This is a genomic window from Allochromatium tepidum (assembly GCF_018409545.1).
Lineage (GTDB): Bacteria > Pseudomonadota > Gammaproteobacteria > Chromatiales > Chromatiaceae > Thermochromatium > Thermochromatium tepidum_A.
The window spans coordinates 1,092,343-1,111,515 of the sequence record NZ_AP024563.1 but is presented as its reverse complement, the minus strand read 5'-3'; the positions used below and the strand labels follow the sequence as shown (position 1 = coordinate 1,111,515).

Below are 19,173 nucleotides of genomic sequence, written 5' to 3'. Positions count from 1 at the left end.
GCCCACAGCGACCTGGCCCAGGCGTCTCGGGCGATCACTCCGGCGCTGGAGCCGACGTCTGGTGACGGTCTTCGTCCTGACGAGTCTGGTGCTGGTGCTCGGTCTGCGCTGGATCGACCCGCCGGCCTCGGCCTTCATGCTGCGCCATGCGCTCAATGTGTGGCGTCTGGATCAGACTCCGCCCTACTATCAGCACGCCTGGATCGACTGGGAGCGTATCCCGTCGAGCGTCAAGCTCGCGGCCATCGCCGGTGAGGATCAGCGCTTTCCGCGTCACCTCGGGTTCGACCTGATCGAGATCCGGCACGCCATCCGCGTCTATCGCGAGGGCGGACGACTGCGCGGGGCCAGTACCATCAGCCAGCAGACGGCCAAGAACCTCTTTCTCTGGCCCGGCTCGGGCTGGGAGCGCAAGCTGGTCGAGAGCTGGTTCACGCTCCTGATCGAGATCCTGTGGCCGAAGGAGCGCATTCTGGAGGTCTATCTCAACATCGCCCAGTTCAGCCCCGGCACCTATGGCATCGAGGCCAGCAGCCGACGCTATTTCGGCCGCTCGGCCGGCGAGCTGACGCGCCGACAGGCCGCGCTCCTGATCGGCGTGCTGCCCGCACCCGGCACCTATCGGCTCGACCGTCCATCCCAGCGGCTCCGGCGCCGCGCCGACTGGATCCTGGATCAGAGCCGACGGCTCGGCGGCGAAGCCTATCTGCGTCGGCTCTAGCATTCGATCAGAGGCGCGGATGACGCGCCGGCGCTTCGTCACTCGCAATAGCGTTCGACCAGTGCCTGATGATGGGCGAGCTTGCTGTCGTTGTAGTCCTTCTGATCGCGGGTGCGATAGCCGCCCTTGACCTTCTGCCGCCACTTGGCGACCTCGCCCCGATGACGGGCGCATTTGGCCGGGTCGAAGTCGGTGTTGCGGTCCGGCTTGGCGGCCGCCCTGAGCGCCCTGGCCCGTGCCTCGGCCTCGCGTCGCGCCTGGAGATGCGCGCGCTCGCGGGTCTCGCGCTCGGCGCGCAGACGCTCGGCCTGGGCCGCAACCGAGTAGTCCACGCCGGATGACGCGCTCTTGCGCCCGTCCGGTCCCCGGATGTCGACCTGGAGCCGGTCGCCCTCGCTCTGAGCGGCACAGGCGGTTTGCTGGTAGCTGAGGCTCCCGTCGGGCCGGCGGCACTTGTAGAGTTCGGCCGAGACTGGAACGGCGGTCAGCATCAGAAAGACGCCGACGAGCCGTGATGGATGCACAGGATGGGTCTTGGTCGCCGTCATGATATATCTTCTTTATGTGTCCAAACCATGACCGCCAGACCCGGAAGACAAGGCCAAGCGGTTTCGGAAGACGTCGAGATAGACCCTATATCAAAAACGAAAAGTGATCAATCCTGCGTCACGAACGCGGCATACTCAGCAACAGTCGCGACGCTTGGCGACCGCCTCGGCCAGTTCGTGCAGCATGGGTTCGGTGTCGTCCCAACCAACGCAGGCATCGGTGATGCTCTGGCCGAAGATGAGATCGTCGCAGGCCGAGGGGTTCTGATTGCCGGCGACCAGATGGCTCTCGATCATCACGCCCAGGATGCGCCGGTCGCCGCGTGCGATCTGGCCGGAGACGTCCTGACAGATGCGGATCTGCTTCTCGGGCCGCTTGCCGCTGTTGGCATGGCTGAAGTCGATCATGATCTTGGGAATCAGCCCCGAGGCCGAGATCTGCTCGGCGGCGATGTTGACGCTCTCGGTGTCATAGTTCGGGCGCTGACCGCCGCGCAGGATGATGTGGGTGTCCACGTTGCCGGTGGTGCTGAAGATGGCCGACTGCCCCTCCTTGGTGACGGACATGAACACATGCGGACGCGCAGCGGCATGGATGGCGTCGATGGCGACCTTCACATCACCGTTGGTCGCGTTCTTGAAACCGATGGGACAGGACAGCCCCGAGGCCAGCTCGCGATGGCCCTGGCTCTCGGTGGTGCGCGCACCGATCGCGCCCCAGCTCACCTGATCGGCGATGTACTGCGGGCTGATGAGATCCAGGAATTCGGTTCCGGCCGGCATCCCCATGTCGTTGAGATCGAGCAGCAGCTTGCGCGCGATGCCCAGCCCCTTGTTGATCTCGAAACTGCCGTCGAGATTGGGATCGTTGATCAGTCCCTTCCAGCCGACGGTGGTACGCGGTTTCTCGAAATAGACGCGCATGACGATCAGCAACTGCTCGGCGAGCGCCTCGCGCAACGGCTTGAGACGCCCGGCGTATTCGAGCGCGGCCTCTGGGTCGTGGACCGAGCAGGGGCCGACCACCACCAATAGCCGCTCGTCGCGGCCGTGCAGGATGCGCTGGATCTCGTGGCGGGTGTCGTAGACAGTGTCGGCGGCGGTCTCGGAGAGCGGATATTCCTCGTGCAGCTCGCGTGGGGAGCGCACACGGGTGATGTCACGGATACGGAGGTCGTCGGTACGGTGCATGGTTGGATCGCGTGGAAAGTCGCAAAGCGGTGCAGTATAAACCGGCCTGGGCATCCGGGGGCATGTCGGCAAGCCGGTCTCAGGCGATCCCTTGACCGGATCGCGACACGTCCGCCCCTTGCGCGCACGCCGTGCTCTAGACCTTCACATGCTCGGACTTGAGCAGACGCGCCTTCATGCGCCGGATGCCGAGCCAGGCGATCAGTACCACCAGCGGCGCGGCCACACCCGTGGCATAGGTGGCATCGAACATGATCGGCAGACCATAGGCCTCCAGCCCCTTGAACAGATAGCCGAGCAGTCCGACGCCGTAATAGCCGATGGCGATCACCGACAAGCCCTCGACCGTCTCCTGGAGCCGCAGTTGCAGCTTGGCACGCTTGTCCATCGATTCGAGCAGACCGCGATTCTGCTTCTGTAACTCGACCTCGACCCGCGCGCGCAGCAGACTGGTCAGACGCGCCGCACGCTCGGCCAGCCCCTGCTGGCGCTTGGCGGTCGAATCACAGGTCGCGATCGCCGGGGTCAGACGTGCTTCGAGGAACTCGGTGAGGGTCTGCAAGCCCTCGATGCGGTGCTGACGGAGCTGATCCAGACGCTGCATGACCACGTTGTAATAGGCGCGCGAGGCATCGAAGCGATAGCTGGTGCGTGCGGCCACTGCCTCGATCTCGGCGGCCAGATCGGTCAGCTCGGCCAGCAATTCGCTCTCCGGAACCTCGCTGCTGCGATCCTCATGACAGGCCATGCGCGAGGAGACGGCGACCAGACGCCGCTCGGCATCGCTCAGACAGGCATTGGCCTCGCGCGCCGGCGGCAGTCCCAGCAACGCCATGGCGCGATAGGAGCTGACCTCCAGGATCCGCTTGGCCAGACGCCCGGCCTGATTGCACGAGAGCCCCTGATCGCGCAGCAGGATGCGCGAGAAGCCATCCTCGTGGATGCGCAGATCCGAATAGGCACGCGCCAGACCGCCGACCACCTCGGAACCGATCACCGGATTGCCGCCGAACAGCGCGGTCAATTCATCGATCGAATACTCGGCCTTGTCGGCCGGTTCGAGCGCCAGCGAGACGGCGGCGACGACCTCGCCCGGAATCCCGGCGAGCCAGTCCGCCGGCAGTTGGGCGACGACCGGATCGGCGAAGGGATGCGCAAACTCGCCGGACAGACTGAGGGTATAGCTGACGAACTCGGTGTGGCGCTCCCAGAGCAGCCGGACGTCGCCCAGGCGGACCAGGTAGTACTGCTCGACGCGCTCCGGGCGCGGTACGCCATGGTGTTCGAGCAGCTCGTACAGATGGCGCACGGTGCGACCGCTCCCGCGCTCGCCGCAGACGGCGGCGATGTGCGAGAGCCGCGCCGGCGCCTGCAGCGGGATATAGGTGCGCGCATGCAGCTCGGTGACGAGTTGATGACGTAGCGGGTGCTCCTTGAAGGGCAACGACATAGCGGGCGTTCTCCTGAATGGAACGAGCTGTGATTCGGCGATAAGTATCGCCCTGAAGCGGACCTTTAGAACCGGGCCGAGCCCGAGTGTTTCGCTGGCCGATGGGCAGCCCCGGCGGCACATACACGAACGGCTCGTAGTCCTGAGACCGTTTTGGTCTGGCATCAGGGCCGCCAAAGTCGGACAATCGCCCGCACCACCGTCCCCACGACGATCGAGACCGATACACGCCGATGGCCGAGCAACCCGACTCGCAAATCTATTCCGACGCCGAGTCCGAGCTCTTGCGCAAGACCCTGGAGCAGATGCGCCAGGAGGCGGAAGAGGAGATCAAGCGACTCAACGCCCGTCTGGCCGAGCGCGACTTCGTGCCCAGCAGCCAGATCGCGACCGCCACCGAACGCCTCGCGCTCCAGCAGGAGATGCTGCTGATGCAGCAGTCCCTGGACGCCAAGGAGCAGGCACTCGATCATATCACCCAGGAGTGTCGGCGGCTGGAGGACGCGCTCGAGGACAAGCATCTGGCGCTGGAGAGGATCAACAAGGAGATCGACCGCCGGGACCAGTCGCTCCGCGAGGCCAACGCCGAGATCGAGCGCCTGCGCCAGGAGCTGCTGGAAGCCGTCCGTACCGCCGATCAGCGTTCGACGCCCGCCCCGTCCCCGCCGGTGATCGTCCGTAGCGGCTCGGGGACGCCGCGCTGGTTGGTCGCGACCACGGGCCTGCTGGTCGTGCTGCTCTCGGTCTCGGCGGTCGCCAACCTCTATCTGATGCGCGAGCACGCGTCCCCCACCGGGTCGCGCGGGGACACCGAAGCCGTTGCCGCCCAGGTCGAGCCCTCCCCGGCCGCCGGCGGCGCCATCGCCCGCGCCGAACCCGAGTCCTCCGAGCCGCCCGCCGAGGCCGGTCGGCCACCGCGCATCCATCAGGACCGACTGCGCGACGGTACACCCGGACCGGCGATGGTCGTGCTCAACGGCGGCAGCTTCCAGATGGGACACAACAGTCTCGGCGGCGAGGACTACAGCCCCGCGCGTTCGGTCAAGGTCGGTCCCTTCATGATGGCCGCCCACGAAGTCACCTTTCGCGAGTACGATCGCTTCGCCCGCGCGACCGGACGTGAGCTGCCCAGCGATCAGGGCTGGGGACGCGACATGCGCCCGGTGGTCGGCGTCAGTTGGGAGGAGGCGCGCGACTATGCGGCCTGGCTGGCGCAACAGACCGGGCGCGGCTATCGGCTACCCAGTGAGGCCGAATGGGAGTTCGCCGCGCGCGCCGGAACCACCACGCCCTTCTGGTGGGGGCAGAGCGCCGGCTCGAACCGTACCGTCTGTTTCGACTGCGGCAGCCAGTGGGACAAGCGTTCCACGGCGCCCGTGATGAGCTTTCCGGCCAATCCCTTCGGTCTCTACGAGACGGCCGGCAATGCCATGGAGTGGGTCGCCGATTGCTATCGGGCGCGCTACGAAGGCGCTCCGGACGACGGACGCGCTCTGCTCGCCGGCGACTGTTCCAACCGCGTCGCCCGCGGCGGCGCCTTCAACAAGCCCGCCGAATCGATGCGCGCCTTCGTCCGTGCGCACTTCGCGCCCGATGTAAAGCTCAACATGCTCGGTTTCCGAGTGGCCCGTGATCCCTGATCCAGGGACACCTGTACGTCCACCCGAAAAGTAACGCCTTACAGAAACAGCGCGATGCCCAGATCCTGTTGCTAGAGGAAGAACTCCCCGGGTTGTCCGCGCGCGTTGACCATGAGATGGATCTTGATGGCATAGCAAGCAAACCCCGATGGATGCGCACAGCCGATCGACGACGGCCTCTCCTGTCCGGGCGATTCGCCCTGTATCGAGACCGCGACCCAACTGACATTGCGCGTGCTGCCGCGCCCCTTCTCGAACATCTACCAGGAACCGGTCGCCGATGGGGGCGCGATCGTCCAGGCCAATCCGCCGGCCTTCCGTCCGCTCTACGCCTTCGAGCGCCGTGACATCGATCTGCGCGAGGGCGCCGAACCGCGCGGCTGGTATCGCGTCGGGCGGACACACACCCAGTCCGACGGCTGGATGCAGGCCAAGGACGTCTTCGAGTGGCGTCAGGCGCTGCTGGTCTCCTTCACCCATCCGGGCGATCCGATCGAGGGGCGTCATCCGGTGCTCATGTTCAAGGATCGCGAGACGCTGCAAGCCATCGTCGACGACATGGACATGGCCGCCGGCGCTCAGGCGCTCTACGACGAGATCGATCGCGGCGGAACGCCCGAGGCCGTCATCAGTCTGGAGCCGAAGCGCTTCGTCGACATCACGACCCACTTCTACATGCTGCCGATCCTGCAATGGTCGCAGACCCAGATCGATGGCGACGATGTCCGCCTGCTGCAACTGGCTTCGGCCGTTCCGGGCGCGCGCGGTGCCGATACGCTGCAAACGCCCGACTATCGCGAGCAGGCCCAGACCGGACGCGACACTGCCGATCAGGGCATCGAGGACATCGCCGTCGACATCGGCTTCGTCATCGACACCACGCGCAGCATGCAGCCCTTCATCGACATGACCCGCGACGCGGTGGCCAAGATGGCGCGCAATTTCAGCGAACGCACCCAGGATCGTTTCCGCTTCGGTCTCGTGACCTATCGTGATTCGCTCGAAGCCGTGCCCGCGCTCGAATATCTCACCCGCAATCACACGCCGACCCTGGTCACGGCCGAGCGTCTGGCCGAGATCCTGGACACCGACGCCAAGGCGACGCGCGTCGGCAGTCTGGGGTACGACGAGGACGTCTTCGCCGGTGTGGATGCCGCCCTGCGCCAGTCTCCCTGGCGCGAGAAGTCGATCAAGTTCGTCATCCTGATCGGTGATGCCAGCTCGCACCTCAAGGGCGATGCGCACAACTCCACGCGCAAGGACGAGACCGATCTGCGGCGCGAATACGACGACGCCAACGTCCATCTGCTGGCGATCCATCTCCAGAACCCCAAGGCGGCCGAGGATTTTCCGCGCGCCCTGCAGCAGTTCGGCACTCTGGCGCGCATCCGCGGCAACCCGTCGCAACAGGCGCTGGAACAGGTCGATACGTCTCAGGATGACGCCTATCGCCGGCTGGTCGACCGCGTGACCGCCGGCATCAATACCGAACTCGAACGCACACTGGCGGCCAAGGCAGCGGCCGCGCCTACGTCTCCAGTGGCCGCGACGCCCCCGACCGTGCCGGGCGCCTCCCCCTCCGAGGCACCCGAAGTCCTGGATTCGGTTTCAGGCATCTGGCAGGCGGCCCTGATCGAGTACATCGGCCAGTCGGCCAACCCGCCCAAGGACATCGTCGCCTGGTCGCTCGATCGCGATCTGATCAATCCGGCCGACCGCGCGCTGGAGGTCCGGGTGCTGGTCACGCGCGAGCAGTTGAGTTCGCTCGCCCAGGCGCTCGACAGCGTGATGCAGGCGCTGATGCGTGCCGAGGTGACACAGGCGCAGTTCCTCGAATCGCTGCAAAGCGTCTCGGGTCAGGCGATGAAGCGCCCGGACGATCTGGCCCAGGCCCAGCGTCTGGCCGATACCGGACTGCTGCCGGCCTTCATCCGGTCCCTGCCCTATCGTAGTGACGTGCTGGCCCTGACCGACGAGATGTTCGCGAGCATGACCGCCGAGCAGCGCGCGCAGTTGGAATGGAGCATCCTGGCCAAGCTCGAACAGTATCGCGCCATCAACGATCAGGTCGACGCCTGGTTCAGGCTCAACGATACGGATGCCGACAGCGACATGGTCTATCCGCTGCACATCGACTATCTGCCCTGAGCGGTCGGTGAAGATGGGCGACGGACAGGCTACGATGGTGCGGATGGAGGCGATCGTCAAGCGGCGTGGTCAGGCCGACGGCGGGTTCGAACTGCGGGTGCCCGAGCTGCGGGTCGACAGCGGCGAGGTGGTGGCCCTGATCGGCGAGAGCGGCTGCGGCAAGAGCACGCTGCTGGATCTGATCGCGCTCATCCTCGCGCCCACCTCGGCGGGGCGGTTCACACTGCACCTCGCCGGGGAGAGCGCCGGGCAGGATCCGGCGGCACTCTGGTCGCGGGGGGACGAAGGCGCGCTGGCGGCCTTGCGGCGTGAGGCGCTCGGCTACATCCCGCAAACGGGGGGACTGCTCTCGTTCCTGAGCGTGCGCGAGAACATCCGTCTGCCTTGTCGCATCAAGGGCGTCAGCCTCACGGATCGCGAACTGGAGACCCTGGCCAAGCGGCTCGGCGTGGCCGAGTGTCTGGATCGCAAGCCGTATGCGCTCTCGATCGGACAGCGCCAGCGGGTCGCGATCCTGCGCGCCATCGCCCATGGGCCGCGTCTGCTGCTGGCCGACGAACCCACGGCCGCGCTCGACAAGCCGCGCGCACGCGCCGTCCTGGCCGACATGAACGCGCTGGCGCGCCGGCAGCATCTGGCCGTGGTGGTCGTCACCCATGATCCGGACCTGCTGGCCGAGCATGTCGACCGGGTTTATACCTTCGATCTCGAACGCCTCTCGAAATCCGAGACGCGCTCGACCTGCCGCGCCCTGGATGACGCGAAGCGAGTCATCGCATGAAGACACATCGCCCAGGGCACGCACGCCTGGTGCCGGCCCTGGCGGCGGCGCATCTGCGTCACGACTGGATCCTCACGCTCTGTCTGGTCATCGCGCTGACTGCCGTCATCGCGCCGCTCCTGGTGCTGCTCGGACTCAAGCACGGCACCATCGAGACCCTGCGCGAGCGGCTGGTCGAGGATCCGGTCTATCGCGAACTGCGTCCGACCCAGACCCAGCCCTATTCCGAGGACTGGTTCGCGCAGGTCGCGGCCTGGCCGGGTGTGGCCTTTCTGACGCCGACCATCCTGCCGCTCTCTTCGGTGGTGCAGGTGGTGCGGGCCGATGAGACGACGAGCCTGTTCGATCTGATCCCGACGGCGGCCGGCGATCCCTTCCTGCTCGAAAACGGTGTGCCTGTACCGGGCGAAGACGAGGTGGTTCTCACCGCCGAGGCGGCGCGTCTCAGCGGGGTGGCGGTCGGCGACCGGCTCGGCGTCCGGGTCAGCCGCACCCGTGGCGGGCGCTCCGAGAACGTCCAGGCTGAATTGAAGGTGGTCGGCGTCCTACCGATCGGCGCCGGCACCCTGACCCGGATCTATGCGCCGCTGGCGTTCGTGCTCGACGTCGAGTCTTATAAGGAAGGCTATGCCGCCGCGCGGCGCGGCTGGTCGGGCGATACGCCCGACCCCTATCCCAGTTTCGACGGCGTGGTGCTGCTGCTCGACGAACCGCTGTCGCCGATCGTGCGCACCGGGGCCATCATCCAGACCGGGTTCGCGCGTATCGGGGAAATCACGCGCGACCAGGCCGAGACGCTGCTGGGCCTGCCGATTCCGCAACGGCTCCATGCCTACGACCTGAGCACGCCCAACACGCCGATCACCCAGTCCAACATCCGCGCCATCCAGACCAAGCTGCGCGGTCGCGAGCCGCTGCTGCTGCCCTATGTCCGCGACCTCGAACTCATCGATGCCGATGGTCGTCCGTGGCGTCCGGCCGGGCTTTCAGTGGACGCCGTACAGGCCGCGCGGCTCGATCTGCCGCCCGTGCCCTGGGGCGGCTTCCAGGCACGCCGTGAGCGGGCCGAGGAACTGACGTCCGTGCTTTGGCCGACAGACGCAGAGGCAAATGCGGACTCGGGCGTCGGCTCGGACATGGGTTTGGACTCCAACCCAGACGCCGACACCCGTCAGCGTGCGGATGACGGCATCGTAGTCACGAGTCCGGGACGCGCGGAGCTGTCCTTCGTCCTGCGATCCCTGGGTCCGAGTCCCCTGTCCGAACCGCTGGTGCCGATCGAATTGCTCGGCATCCTGCGCACGGCTCAGGATCGGGCCGTGGCCTATGTCGCGTCGAGCGGACGCTTCGAGATGCGGCGCGCCGGCTATCGTGGATTCCGACTCTATGCCGCCGGCCTCGACGACGTGCCGCGACTCTATCGGCGTCTGCGCGAACAGGGTCTGGAGGTCGATGCCGCGATCGAGGCCATCGAACGCATCCGGGTGCTCGACGGCGGAGCGACGCGCCTGTTCTGGCTGATCGCCCTGCTCGGGCTGTGCGGCGGAACGGCGGTGCTGGTCGCCAGTCTCTATGCCGCCGTCGATCGCCTGCGCGCCGAACTCGGCATCATCCGGCTGCTCGGGTTGTCGCGCGCGCATGTCGCCTTCTTCCCCATCGTCGAGGGGCTCATGATCGCGGCTCTGAGTCTGGCCGTCAGCTTCGGCGCCTATGGCGCGCTCGCCGCCGTCATCAATCGCAGCTTCGCCAACGAGCTGGCCCCGGACGAGCGCTTTTGCGCCCTGCCCGCCTCGCTGATCGCGCCCATCGTGCTGACCACACTGCTGCTGGCCTGTCTGGCCGCGCTGGTCGCCGCCTGGCGCTCCACCAACATCGATCCGTCGGAGGTCGTCCGTGCCGATTGAACGCCGCTCGATCCAGGGTTTGCATCCGCTCTTCGGACGGCTCGGGTTCTGTCTCTGCCTGTGCCTGATCGCCGTCCCTGTGCTCGCCGAACCGCCGCCGCGCACACCCGACAACCCCAAGCCGGCCGAGGGCGATGTCGTCATCGACCTGCCCAACGCATCCCAACTTGTCTTCCGACGCCTGACGGTACCCGGCCCAGGCTTCTGGGGCGATCAACAGCGCGTCATCCAGATCGGCGATGCCACAGGCGGGATCTTCGAGGGACTGCAACGCACCCAGATCAGCGGTTCCTTTCCAAGCGCCGACGGCAAGGGCTGGGAGATCCTGCTGGCCAAATACGAGCTGACGCGCAGGCAATACATCGCCGTCATGGGGCTGGAGCGCCTGCTCGCAGTCAGCGCCGATCCCGAGGATCAGAAGATCCCGACCCTGGACGGACGCGCCAAGCGCGAGGCCCTGATGCGTCCCCTGGCCTCGGTCAGCTATCAGGACGTCCAGGACTTCATTCGTGCGCTCAATCAGTGGTTGTTCGACCCCGAGCATCCGGAGCGCGCCGCCAAGCTGCCGACATATGCCGACGTCCCCGGCTTCATCCGTCTGCCGACCGAAGAGGAGCTGGAATACGCCACGCGCGGCGGTCAACCGGCCCTCGAAGCCGGCACCTTCGATGATCGCCTGCCCTTCGACTCCGCGCGTCTCGATGAATACGCCTGGCATCTGGGCAATGCCAAGCATCAGTTGCGCCCGATCGGTCTGCGCCAACCCAATGATCTGGGTCTCTACGACCTCATCGGCAACGCGCAGGAGATGACCACGGGCGTCTTTCGTCCCGAGATCTGGCAGGGCAAGCCGGGCGGCGTGGCGGTACGCGGCGGGAGCGTCTCGACACCGCCTGCCGATCTGCGCAGTTCGTTGCGCGCCGAACTCGATGTCTATGCCTGGAAACCCGACGAGGGCCGGATCGAGGAACGGCGCTCCTACAACACGGGCGTGCGTCTGGCGATCGGCTCGAACGTGGTTCTGACGACCGCGCAGCGCAAGGCGCTTGAGGACGAGTATCTCGCCTACCGTAACGAGACGCGCCGGGCCATGCCGGTCGGCCGCACGCTCGAAAACCTGGTTGCCCAGGCCAGTGTGCAGCTCGGCACCGTCGATCCCATCATCGAACGCCTGATGGCCGACAACCCCGCACTGCGCGAGCCTTTGCAAACCGTCCAGGTCTACATGGACCGGGCGCGCGACCGACTCGAACTGGCCCAGCGCGAGAGCGCCCGCAGTCTCGCCCAGGACGCGGCGCGCAACGGCGTCAATCTCAGCGTCTATCTCTCACGTCTGGAGCGTCTGGCCGCCACACTGGAATCGGCCCAAAAGCTCGCCGAAATCTCGACCCGCTATCAGGATCAGGTCGAGGCCGTCGAGCGTTCGATCCGGGAGATCGAGACCGCCGCGCGCGAACAGTTGCAGGGCTATCGCGACAAGATCGCCAAGCTCGGCGAGTACGAGCCGGACTACATCGCCCAGGCCTTCAAGACCCTGGGTGAAGGCGAGCCGCCGGTGCGCGAACGCGCGGTGATGGAACTGCTCGCCGTCCATGTCGAGGAATTCGCCGAACAGCGCCGGGCCGAACCCGAACGCTGGCTGGAGGAGTTCCGTGGACGCTTCAAGGACTTCAAGGACAACTGAAAAACCGATACAGAGCCAACCGAGGACATCGACCATGTCAAAATCGACGCCTAGATCGAACCCCACCCTGCCCTTGCTCCTAGCTTCCGGATTGGTCACGGGCTGCGCCAACATCCAGGACGATCAACAACGCACCCAGGCCGAGGGCGCGGCAGCCGGTGCCGTGATCGGCGCACTCATCGGCTATGCCATCGACAAGGAACAGGGCGCCGCCATCGGCGCCCTGGTCGGCGGCGGTGCCGGCTTCGTCGTCGGCAACGAGATCGCCAAGCGCAAGAAGGCCTATGCCACGACCGAAGACTTCCTGAATGCGCAGATCGCCCGCGTGGCCGAGTTCAATCGCACCACGCTCGCCTACAACGACAAACTGCGCCGCGAGATCGCCGGCCTCGATCGCGAATCCAGGCGCTTACAGGCCCAGTACAAGTCCGGAGCAATCAAGAAGCAGACGCTGGTCAGTAAGCGCAATGCCCTGCAGGAGAAGATCGCCGGCAGCAAGAAGCTCGAACAGACGCTGGTCGATGAGCAGAAGGTCCAGTCGCAGATCCTGGCCGAGGAGCGCAAGACGCGCCCGGCGAACGATCCCTATATCCGCAAGCTCGAAAGCGAGGTCAAGACTCTGCAAGGCAATATCGAGACACTGCGCAGCAACAACACCCGGCTGGCCCAGATCGATCCGAGGTTGTCGGTATGAAATCGCCCATTGCATGGTCGATCGTACTCCTTGCTCTCTGGCTTGGCGGCTGCGCCTCGGTGTCCACAGATCCGCGCGAAGGCGGACTGGCGGGCGGCATCAAGGGTCTGAGCACGGGCGCCTATGACGCGCGCATCCGGGAACGCGAGGATCGTCTGGCGGTTCTGCGTCAGGTTCAGGGCGAGCTGGAGACCGAGCGCGACGATCTCGAATACACCAAGGCCCAACGCAAACAGAAGGTCGCCGCCGAGCGTGCGCGCGTGCGTCGGATGAACCGCGACATCGCCGCCCTGAACCGGCGGGTCGACAGCCTCTCGGCCTCCGCGAACCGCAACGATCAGCGGGTCCGGACACTGCGCACGCGGGTTCCGCAGATCCAGAGCCAGTCGGCACGGCTGCAATCGGATCTGGATGCGCTGGAGGGCAGCGGTCTCGGAGACTCGGAGGCCGATCTGCGGCGCGCCCAGCTCGAACAGCAGCGGGCGTCATTGCAGGCTGAGTACGACCTGCTCAACCAGATGTCGCTGGATCTGGCCCGGTGACAAGGCACCGGACGCGCGGAGTCCGCACACTGGCGTTTCTGGCCGCTTGCGCGTTCGCGTTCAAGGCCGGAGGCGCCGGGGTTCCGCTCGACGAGATCCGCCAGGTGTTGCGCGAGCAGGCGCTGACGACACCGGCGGAGTCACTCTTGCACGACCTGGATGCGGCGAATCTCGCCGGCGGGTTGCAGGCCATCGACCCGGCGGCGCGCTATTTTCCGCGTGCGCTCTATCGCTCGCCGAATCAGGGTCGCGACGCCATGAGCGGCATCGGCGCCGAACTCCTGCCGAGCGGCGACGATCTCTGGCTGCTGCCGTTCCAGGGGGGCGCGGCAGCGGCGGCGGGTCTGACCGATCGCGCGCGATTGCGGACGATCGATGGTCGATCCATCGCGGGCTTGAGCCTGGATGAGATCGCCCAGCGGCTCCGCGGGCCGGCGGGGACGCGGGTCGTGATCGGCATCGAGGACGCGGCCGGCGGCGCACGGCGTCTGAAGATCGAACGCCGGTCGTTCCGCCCGCTGGATGTCGAACTGGTGCAGCCGGGCGCGCATCGCATCCTGCGCGTGCGTGAGTTCGTCGCCGGACTCACCCGCCCCGCCCTGCTGGCCACGGTCGACTTCATCGAGCACGCCGGTGCCTTCCAGTCCGAGCAACACCCCATCATCCTGGATCTGCGCGACGCGACCGGCGGCGATCTGTTCGAGGCCCTGGATATCGCGGCGCTCTTTCTGCCCGAGGGCGCGCAACTGGCGACCCTGGCGGCGCGCGGCGGGGTGGCGAAGACGATCCGCGCGCCTGCGGGTACGGCTCTGGAGCAGCCGTTGATCCTGCTGATCGGTCCGGGCACGGCCAGTGCCGCTGAGATCCTGGCCGGCATCCTGCGCGACCATGGACGCGCCCGGCTCGTCGGCCAAACGACCTACGGCAAGTGCGACTCGCAAACCGACGTGCGTCTGTCCGATGGATCGGTGCTGCGCTTCACCGACCGGGCGGTGCGCCTGCCGAGTGGCGAACACTGTTCCGGCGTCGGGATCGCGCCCGATCTCGCCGTCGACACGGCGACACTGAATGATCTGTCACGACTGGTCCCGAGGGCCATTGGAGCCATCCATGAGCGCTAGCCGGCACCCATCCCTGTTTTGGCATCAGACACTGTCAGCGTTCGTTCTGCCAGCATCTGATAGCGCAAATCCCTGATTCACCTCACATGCACCATCGCTCTACACCAACCATAGAGGACGAGACGATGCGCGATCGAAGACACAACGACTGGCGCCGGCTGTCCGCCGGAGTGCTGCTGCTCCTGGCTCAGGGCGCCGTCTCGGCCCGCGAGACCTTCGAGGTCATGGAGGTCGAGGGCCGGGTCGAGCAGGCGACGGGGCCGGCCGAATTGCAGCGGCTCGACGCCGAGGACCGGGTCACGGTCCGCGCCCTGATCGGCTTCGGCCGTCTGCCCGAACCGCTCAGGAAACTGGTGCTCGAACTGCGCGGACAGGGTGTCGATGCCCTGGGCGCGGGTGCCAACGAGATCCGCGACTTCATCGCCCAGGCCGAAGCCGGGACGCTGAAAGCGGACCCGCAACAGTTGCAGGCGCTGCTGGCCCTGCTCGAACACCGCGACTATCTTGACTGGACACCGCTGGCACCAGGCGCCACGGTCGAACTCGACGCGCGTGACTGGATTCGCGGCGATGGACGCGCCGTGCTGCAAGCGGCGTCCGGCGAGCGCCGGATGCTCGCGGCCGAGGAACGCCCGAGCCGGGCCGGCTCCACCGGCGCCGGCCCGGATCGGGAGCCGATCGCACCCGCGACCCCGATCGACGAAACAGTCGCTACCGTCCCGGCCGAGCGGATCTGGACGAGCGACGGTCCGGGGATGCGTGTCTTCGACCATCGCCGCCCGGATCGCGGACTGTCGCTGGAGACGCTGGAAGCGGCCAGCCTCGCCGCCCTGCCCGATGCCGGCTATGTCGTGGCCGGCAGTGTCCAGGGGCCGGGAGGACGCGAGATCTGGGCCGCCCGCTTCGACGCCGATCATGATCTGCTGTGGTCGCGTATGCTCGGCGGCGCCTTCGATCTGCACGTCACGGCCGCGACCGCGCTGGGCGACGAGGGTGTTCTGATCGGCGGCTCGCTCAACGAGAAGCAGGCCGGGTTCCTGATCGCCCTGGACGCTCAGGGCGAACCGCGCTGGACACAGGTGCTGGGCGGGTCGACAGACACCGCTGCCGAGGTGCCGCTGGCGCTGGCCACCGATGCCGCCGGCAACGCGCTCATGGCCGGCGAGACCCTTGCCGCCGATCGTCCACCCCAGGGCTTCGCGGCGCTCATCGCCGCCGATGGTCAGCCGGGATGGCGTCTCGATCTGCCGGCGACCGCCGGCGTGCGATCCGTCATCCTCACCGACGCCGGCTGGTCGATCGCCGGCGAATCGGCCGGCACGTCCGGCGCACCCTGGGTAGCCGGTCTCGACCCGACGGGACATCTGACCTGGGAACGGACCTATGAGGATCTCGCGGCGCGCGGTGCACCCGTCCTAGCGGGTCTGGACGATGGCGGAATCGTGCTGGCGGCTCGCAGCGCCGAAGGTGATGGCGATCAGGTCCGGCTGCGCCGGCTTTCGCCCAACGGCGAGCCGCTGGAGACCCGGCGGCTGAGTCTGGCGGTCGGTGAACAGGACGGCCTCGAAACCCTGACCCGCCTGACGCACGACGCCGAAGGCGCGCTGTGGCTCGCAGGCATGACCCAGGGACAGGACGCCTGGCTCGCGCGCCTGTCGAGCGCGGGCGAACCACTCTGGACCAAACGCTATGGCCGCGCGACCCTGGACCGCTTCACCGATCTGGATATCCGGCCCGATGGTCCGGTCGCCGTCGGTCACACTCAGTCCGAGGACATGGATGCCCGTGGCCTGTGGGTCGTGACGCTCGACGCCAATGGGCAGCCGCGCCCGGCCCCGGAATACTCCCCACCGGCGCGCGACCTGATCGCCCGCTTCGAGTCCGGCCTCTCGACGCTCGACGAAGATATTCAAATCGGCGGCGCACCTCAGATCAGCGAACAGGCGGATGGACGTCTGCGGTTCATGTTGCCCTTCCTGCGCATCGACGATGGACTGCCCGCCTCCAACGAATCGGCCGTGCTCGATCTGAGCTGGCTGAGCATCGACCTGACCCCAGGCGCTGCTCCGAACAGCCGGCAGGTCGCCATCGACTGGCCCGAGACCCTGACACTGCGCAACGGCGACGGCAACGAGATCGGGACACTCCGAACCGCCGGACATCGTCTGGAACTGGACTGGCCGGCCCCCGATGCCCTGCCCACGCGCCTGGATTTCACCCTCGAAGATCTCCAGGTGCGTGTCGACGGCCAGGCCCGACTCCAGCCCATTCATGAAGCCCTCGGCCTCCCGCTGGGGCCGGACAGTCTGGGAAGCGATGACACCGACCTGGGTCTGATGACGCTGGGCGCGCTGCGTCTGGCGATCACCCCGGAATCGGCGCCCGAGGCGGCGCGCACGACCGCGTCGCAGTCCATGGAGCTGGCCGATCTGCGCATCCGGAGCCGCTCGGGAGCCGACACCGTGCAGCTCGGCGGTCTGCGCTTCAACGTCGATTATCGCGACCTGGATCTGGCCACGCTCACCGCCGGCTATGGATCGCTGCTCGAAATGATCGAATCCGGCACGGAGACACCGGACATCGAGACGCTGCGCCAGACGATCGGACACCTGCTCCAGGCCGGCGGCCAGGTCGAAAGCTCGCTCGTCATGACCGATTTCGCCGCGAATCTACCCAGTCAGAATATCGACTATCGGATCGCTGAATTCAGCGTCTCGGCCCAGGGCGGTCCGGCGGACGACACCGGTCGGACGTGGAATCTGCGGACCGGCTATGGGTTACGCGGTCTGACGATGAAAGAGAACGAACAGGACAACAGGATCGACGCCCTGAGCTTCGATCTCGCCATCGACCGGCTCGCGCTGGCCGCGATCCTGGATGTCGCGCTGGCTCAGGCGCTCGAGCAGCCGCCCGCCGAGGCCAGTCTGACGCAGGTGCTCGGGCAGCCGGTCGCGGGCGCTAAGCTGGGCTTCACGATCGACACCCTGCACATCGCCACACCGGATGCCCCGCCGGCGAATGTCGATGCCATGCATTTCGCACTGGCCCTGAGCGACGCCGCCGGCCCGAGGCCCCAACTGACGCTGCGCTACGACCACGCCGGCATCGGACCGATTCCCGACCTGCCGCCCGAACTCGTTCCGGGCAAGGTCGATCTGGGTCTGGTGCTGTCGGGACTGGCGCCCAGCGCCCTAGCGCCGGTCCTGCTCCAAGGTGAACCCGATCCGGCTCAGCTCCTGGGACTGCTGGCGCAACAGGCCGCTCGACTCGACATCGAGACGATCGATGTCGACATGCCCGGAACCGGGGTCCGGATCATGGGCGTGGCCAACGCCGAAGAAACCGCCGCGCCGGACGCTCCCGGCCTGATCCGTCTGGATCTGGACATCCAGGTGCGCGACTTCGACACGCTCGTCGACCGGATCGGTCAGACTTTGGCACCCGACGAACAGCGCAACCTAAAAGCGACGGCGGCCCTGATCAAGCTGATGGGCAACGAAGAGCCGCAGGCCGACGGTTCGAAGTTGCATCGCTTCGAGGTCCGGGGCGACAGTACGGGCGAGTTCAAGGTCAACGGCAAGGATCTCAAGCCGATCCTCGACGCGCTCCAGTGAACGATCAGCCGAACGCGGTCTCGATCACGGCGCGGATCTCAGGCTCCCGGCGCTCGATATCGGCGACCAGGGCGAACTGGATGCGTGCCTTGGTCAGATTGCGTCCCGGCCGGTCGACCTTGAAATAACGGTCGCCCTGGAGGTGATCGGTGAGAAAGCGCAGACCCAGTTCGAAGGGCATCACCCGGATGCCGTCGAACAGGCAATCGATGTCCTCACTGCTCAGCCGGTCGCACGTCGTCTCGGCATAGCCGGTGAGGATCGCCTTGGCGAGTGCGAGATCGAACCGAACCTTTGAAGGATCGGTCTCGCACTCGCCGAGGGCGTTGCAGCAGGAACGCAGACAGTCGCCCAGATCGTGCTGGATCAGCCCCGGCTGCACGGTGTCCAGATCGATCAGCGCCAGCGCGCACTGCCCGTCGTGGTCGAAGAGGATGTTGTCGAGCTTGGGATCGCCGTGGGTCAGACGCGGCGCGATCCGTCCAACCTGCACGGCGCGATCCAGGGCCTCGGCCAGATCCAGCCGCGCCTCGATGAAACTCCGGAGCACGGTGATTTCAGGTTGATTCCGATCCGGGCCATCCGCGTACTCGGGGCCGCTCGGCGTGGCCGCCGCCGAATCGAACAATGTTCTCAGGCGTTCGAGATAGCTCGGCGTGTCGTGATAACCCGGCAGCGTGACGGCGAAGTCATCACTTGGCAGCACCGCCGTCCAGCGATGGAAGCGTCCGAGTACCCGCCCGACCTCACGCGCCTGATGGACGTTCTGAAGCCGTGACAGGTTGCAGGTGTCGGGAATGAACTCCATCAGACGCCAGACGGCGCCTGCGTCATCGCGCACGAAGCTCGCCCCATCGCGAGCCTGGATCAGGGCCGGCACACGCAGCCCGAGCGACTCGGGCCGATCGGGATGGCGCGCCAGTCGCGCCAGATTGGCCATGATCCGCTCCGGCTCGGGAAAGACATGGCCATTGATGCGTTGGAGCACATAACGGCGTCCGCCCGCCTCCAGCCGATAGGTGTCGTTGATCAGCCCACGCACCAGGGGCGCAATGGCGTCAACGGGCGGGTCGATCGCGAACTGCTCGCACAGGGCGATCAGGGAACGGACATCGGCTGACATGACGAACGCCTC

General features: G+C 66.7%; 14 protein-coding genes. 10 read left to right on the top strand and 4 right to left on the bottom strand.

Annotated features, from left to right (window positions below; translation table 11 throughout):
• Positions 1 to 58 precede the first annotated feature (58 nt).
• On the top strand, positions 59 to 721 hold the full coding sequence (mtgA, locus tag Atep_RS05135; RefSeq protein ID WP_213381433.1) for a monofunctional biosynthetic peptidoglycan transglycosylase: 663 nt from the start codon (positions 59 to 61) through the stop codon (positions 719 to 721).
• Positions 722 to 759: 38 nt separating this feature from the next.
• Here mtgA and Atep_RS05130 read toward each other — a convergent pair whose 3' ends face one another.
• The 3 genes from Atep_RS05130 to Atep_RS05120 form a co-directional block, all read right to left on the bottom strand.
• Positions 760 to 1,269 (bottom strand): DUF4124 domain-containing protein, encoded by a 510-nt coding sequence (locus tag Atep_RS05130; RefSeq protein ID WP_213380568.1) that lies wholly within the window; start codon positions 1,267 to 1,269, stop codon positions 760 to 762.
• Positions 1,270 to 1,404: 135 nt separating this feature from the next.
• Positions 1,405 to 2,460, bottom strand: coding sequence for a 3-deoxy-7-phosphoheptulonate synthase (locus tag Atep_RS05125; RefSeq protein ID WP_213380567.1), 1,056 nt, complete (start codon positions 2,458 to 2,460; stop codon positions 1,405 to 1,407).
• A 136-nt stretch (positions 2,461 to 2,596) separates the two neighbouring features.
• Positions 2,597 to 3,910: a DUF3422 family protein gene (locus tag Atep_RS05120; RefSeq protein WP_213380566.1), complete on the bottom strand. Its 1,314-nt coding sequence runs from the start codon at positions 3,908 to 3,910 to the stop codon at positions 2,597 to 2,599.
• 233 nt (positions 3,911 to 4,143) lie between these two features.
• On the opposite strand from Atep_RS05120, the gene Atep_RS05115 reads away from it, so the two are divergent.
• The 9 genes from Atep_RS05115 (at position 4,144) to Atep_RS05075 (ending at position 18,038) form a co-directional block, all read left to right on the top strand.
• Positions 4,144 to 5,550, top strand: a complete 1,407-nt coding sequence (locus Atep_RS05115; RefSeq protein ID WP_213380565.1) for a formylglycine-generating enzyme family protein — start codon at positions 4,144 to 4,146, stop codon at positions 5,548 to 5,550.
• A gap of 234 nt (positions 5,551 to 5,784) precedes the next feature.
• Positions 5,785 to 7,698 carry a vWA domain-containing protein gene (locus Atep_RS05110; protein ID WP_213380564.1) on the top strand — a complete coding sequence of 638 codons (1,914 nt, stop codon included), beginning with the start codon at positions 5,785 to 5,787 and terminating at the stop codon, positions 7,696 to 7,698.
• Positions 7,699 to 7,711: 13 nt separating this feature from the next.
• Positions 7,712 to 8,479, top strand: a complete 768-nt coding sequence (locus Atep_RS05105) for an ABC transporter ATP-binding protein (protein WP_213380563.1) — start codon at positions 7,712 to 7,714, stop codon at positions 8,477 to 8,479.
• Positions 8,476 to 10,383: an FtsX-like permease family protein gene (locus tag Atep_RS05100; protein WP_213380562.1), complete on the top strand. Its 1,908-nt coding sequence runs from the start codon at positions 8,476 to 8,478 to the stop codon at positions 10,381 to 10,383. The genes Atep_RS05105 and Atep_RS05100 overlap by 4 nt, the downstream gene beginning before the upstream one ends.
• Positions 10,373 to 12,067, top strand: coding sequence for a formylglycine-generating enzyme family protein (locus Atep_RS05095; protein ID WP_213380561.1), 1,695 nt, complete (start codon positions 10,373 to 10,375; stop codon positions 12,065 to 12,067). The genes Atep_RS05100 and Atep_RS05095 overlap by 11 nt, the downstream gene beginning before the upstream one ends.
• Positions 12,068 to 12,101: 34 nt before the next feature.
• A complete protein-coding gene (locus tag Atep_RS05090; protein ID WP_213380560.1) occupies positions 12,102 to 12,761 on the top strand; it encodes a glycine zipper domain-containing protein in 660 nt (219 codons plus the stop codon).
• Between the two features lie 59 nt (positions 12,762 to 12,820).
• A complete protein-coding gene (locus tag Atep_RS05085) occupies positions 12,821 to 13,303 on the top strand; it encodes a hypothetical protein (protein WP_236786509.1) in 483 nt (160 codons plus the stop codon).
• On the top strand, positions 13,300 to 14,424 hold the full coding sequence (locus Atep_RS05080) for a S41 family peptidase (RefSeq protein WP_213380558.1): 1,125 nt from the start codon (positions 13,300 to 13,302) through the stop codon (positions 14,422 to 14,424). Before Atep_RS05085 ends, Atep_RS05080 begins: the two co-directional genes overlap by 4 nt.
• 125 nt (positions 14,425 to 14,549) lie before the next feature.
• Positions 14,550 to 18,038, top strand: a complete 3,489-nt coding sequence (locus Atep_RS05075; RefSeq protein WP_213380557.1) for a hypothetical protein — start codon at positions 14,550 to 14,552, stop codon at positions 18,036 to 18,038.
• A gap of 4 nt (positions 18,039 to 18,042) precedes the next feature.
• On the opposite strand, the gene Atep_RS05070 is transcribed toward Atep_RS05075, so the two are convergent.
• On the bottom strand, positions 18,043 to 19,161 hold the full coding sequence (locus tag Atep_RS05070) for a phosphotransferase enzyme family protein (RefSeq protein ID WP_213380556.1): 1,119 nt from the start codon (positions 19,159 to 19,161) through the stop codon (positions 18,043 to 18,045).
• Positions 19,162 to 19,173 lie beyond the last annotated feature (12 nt).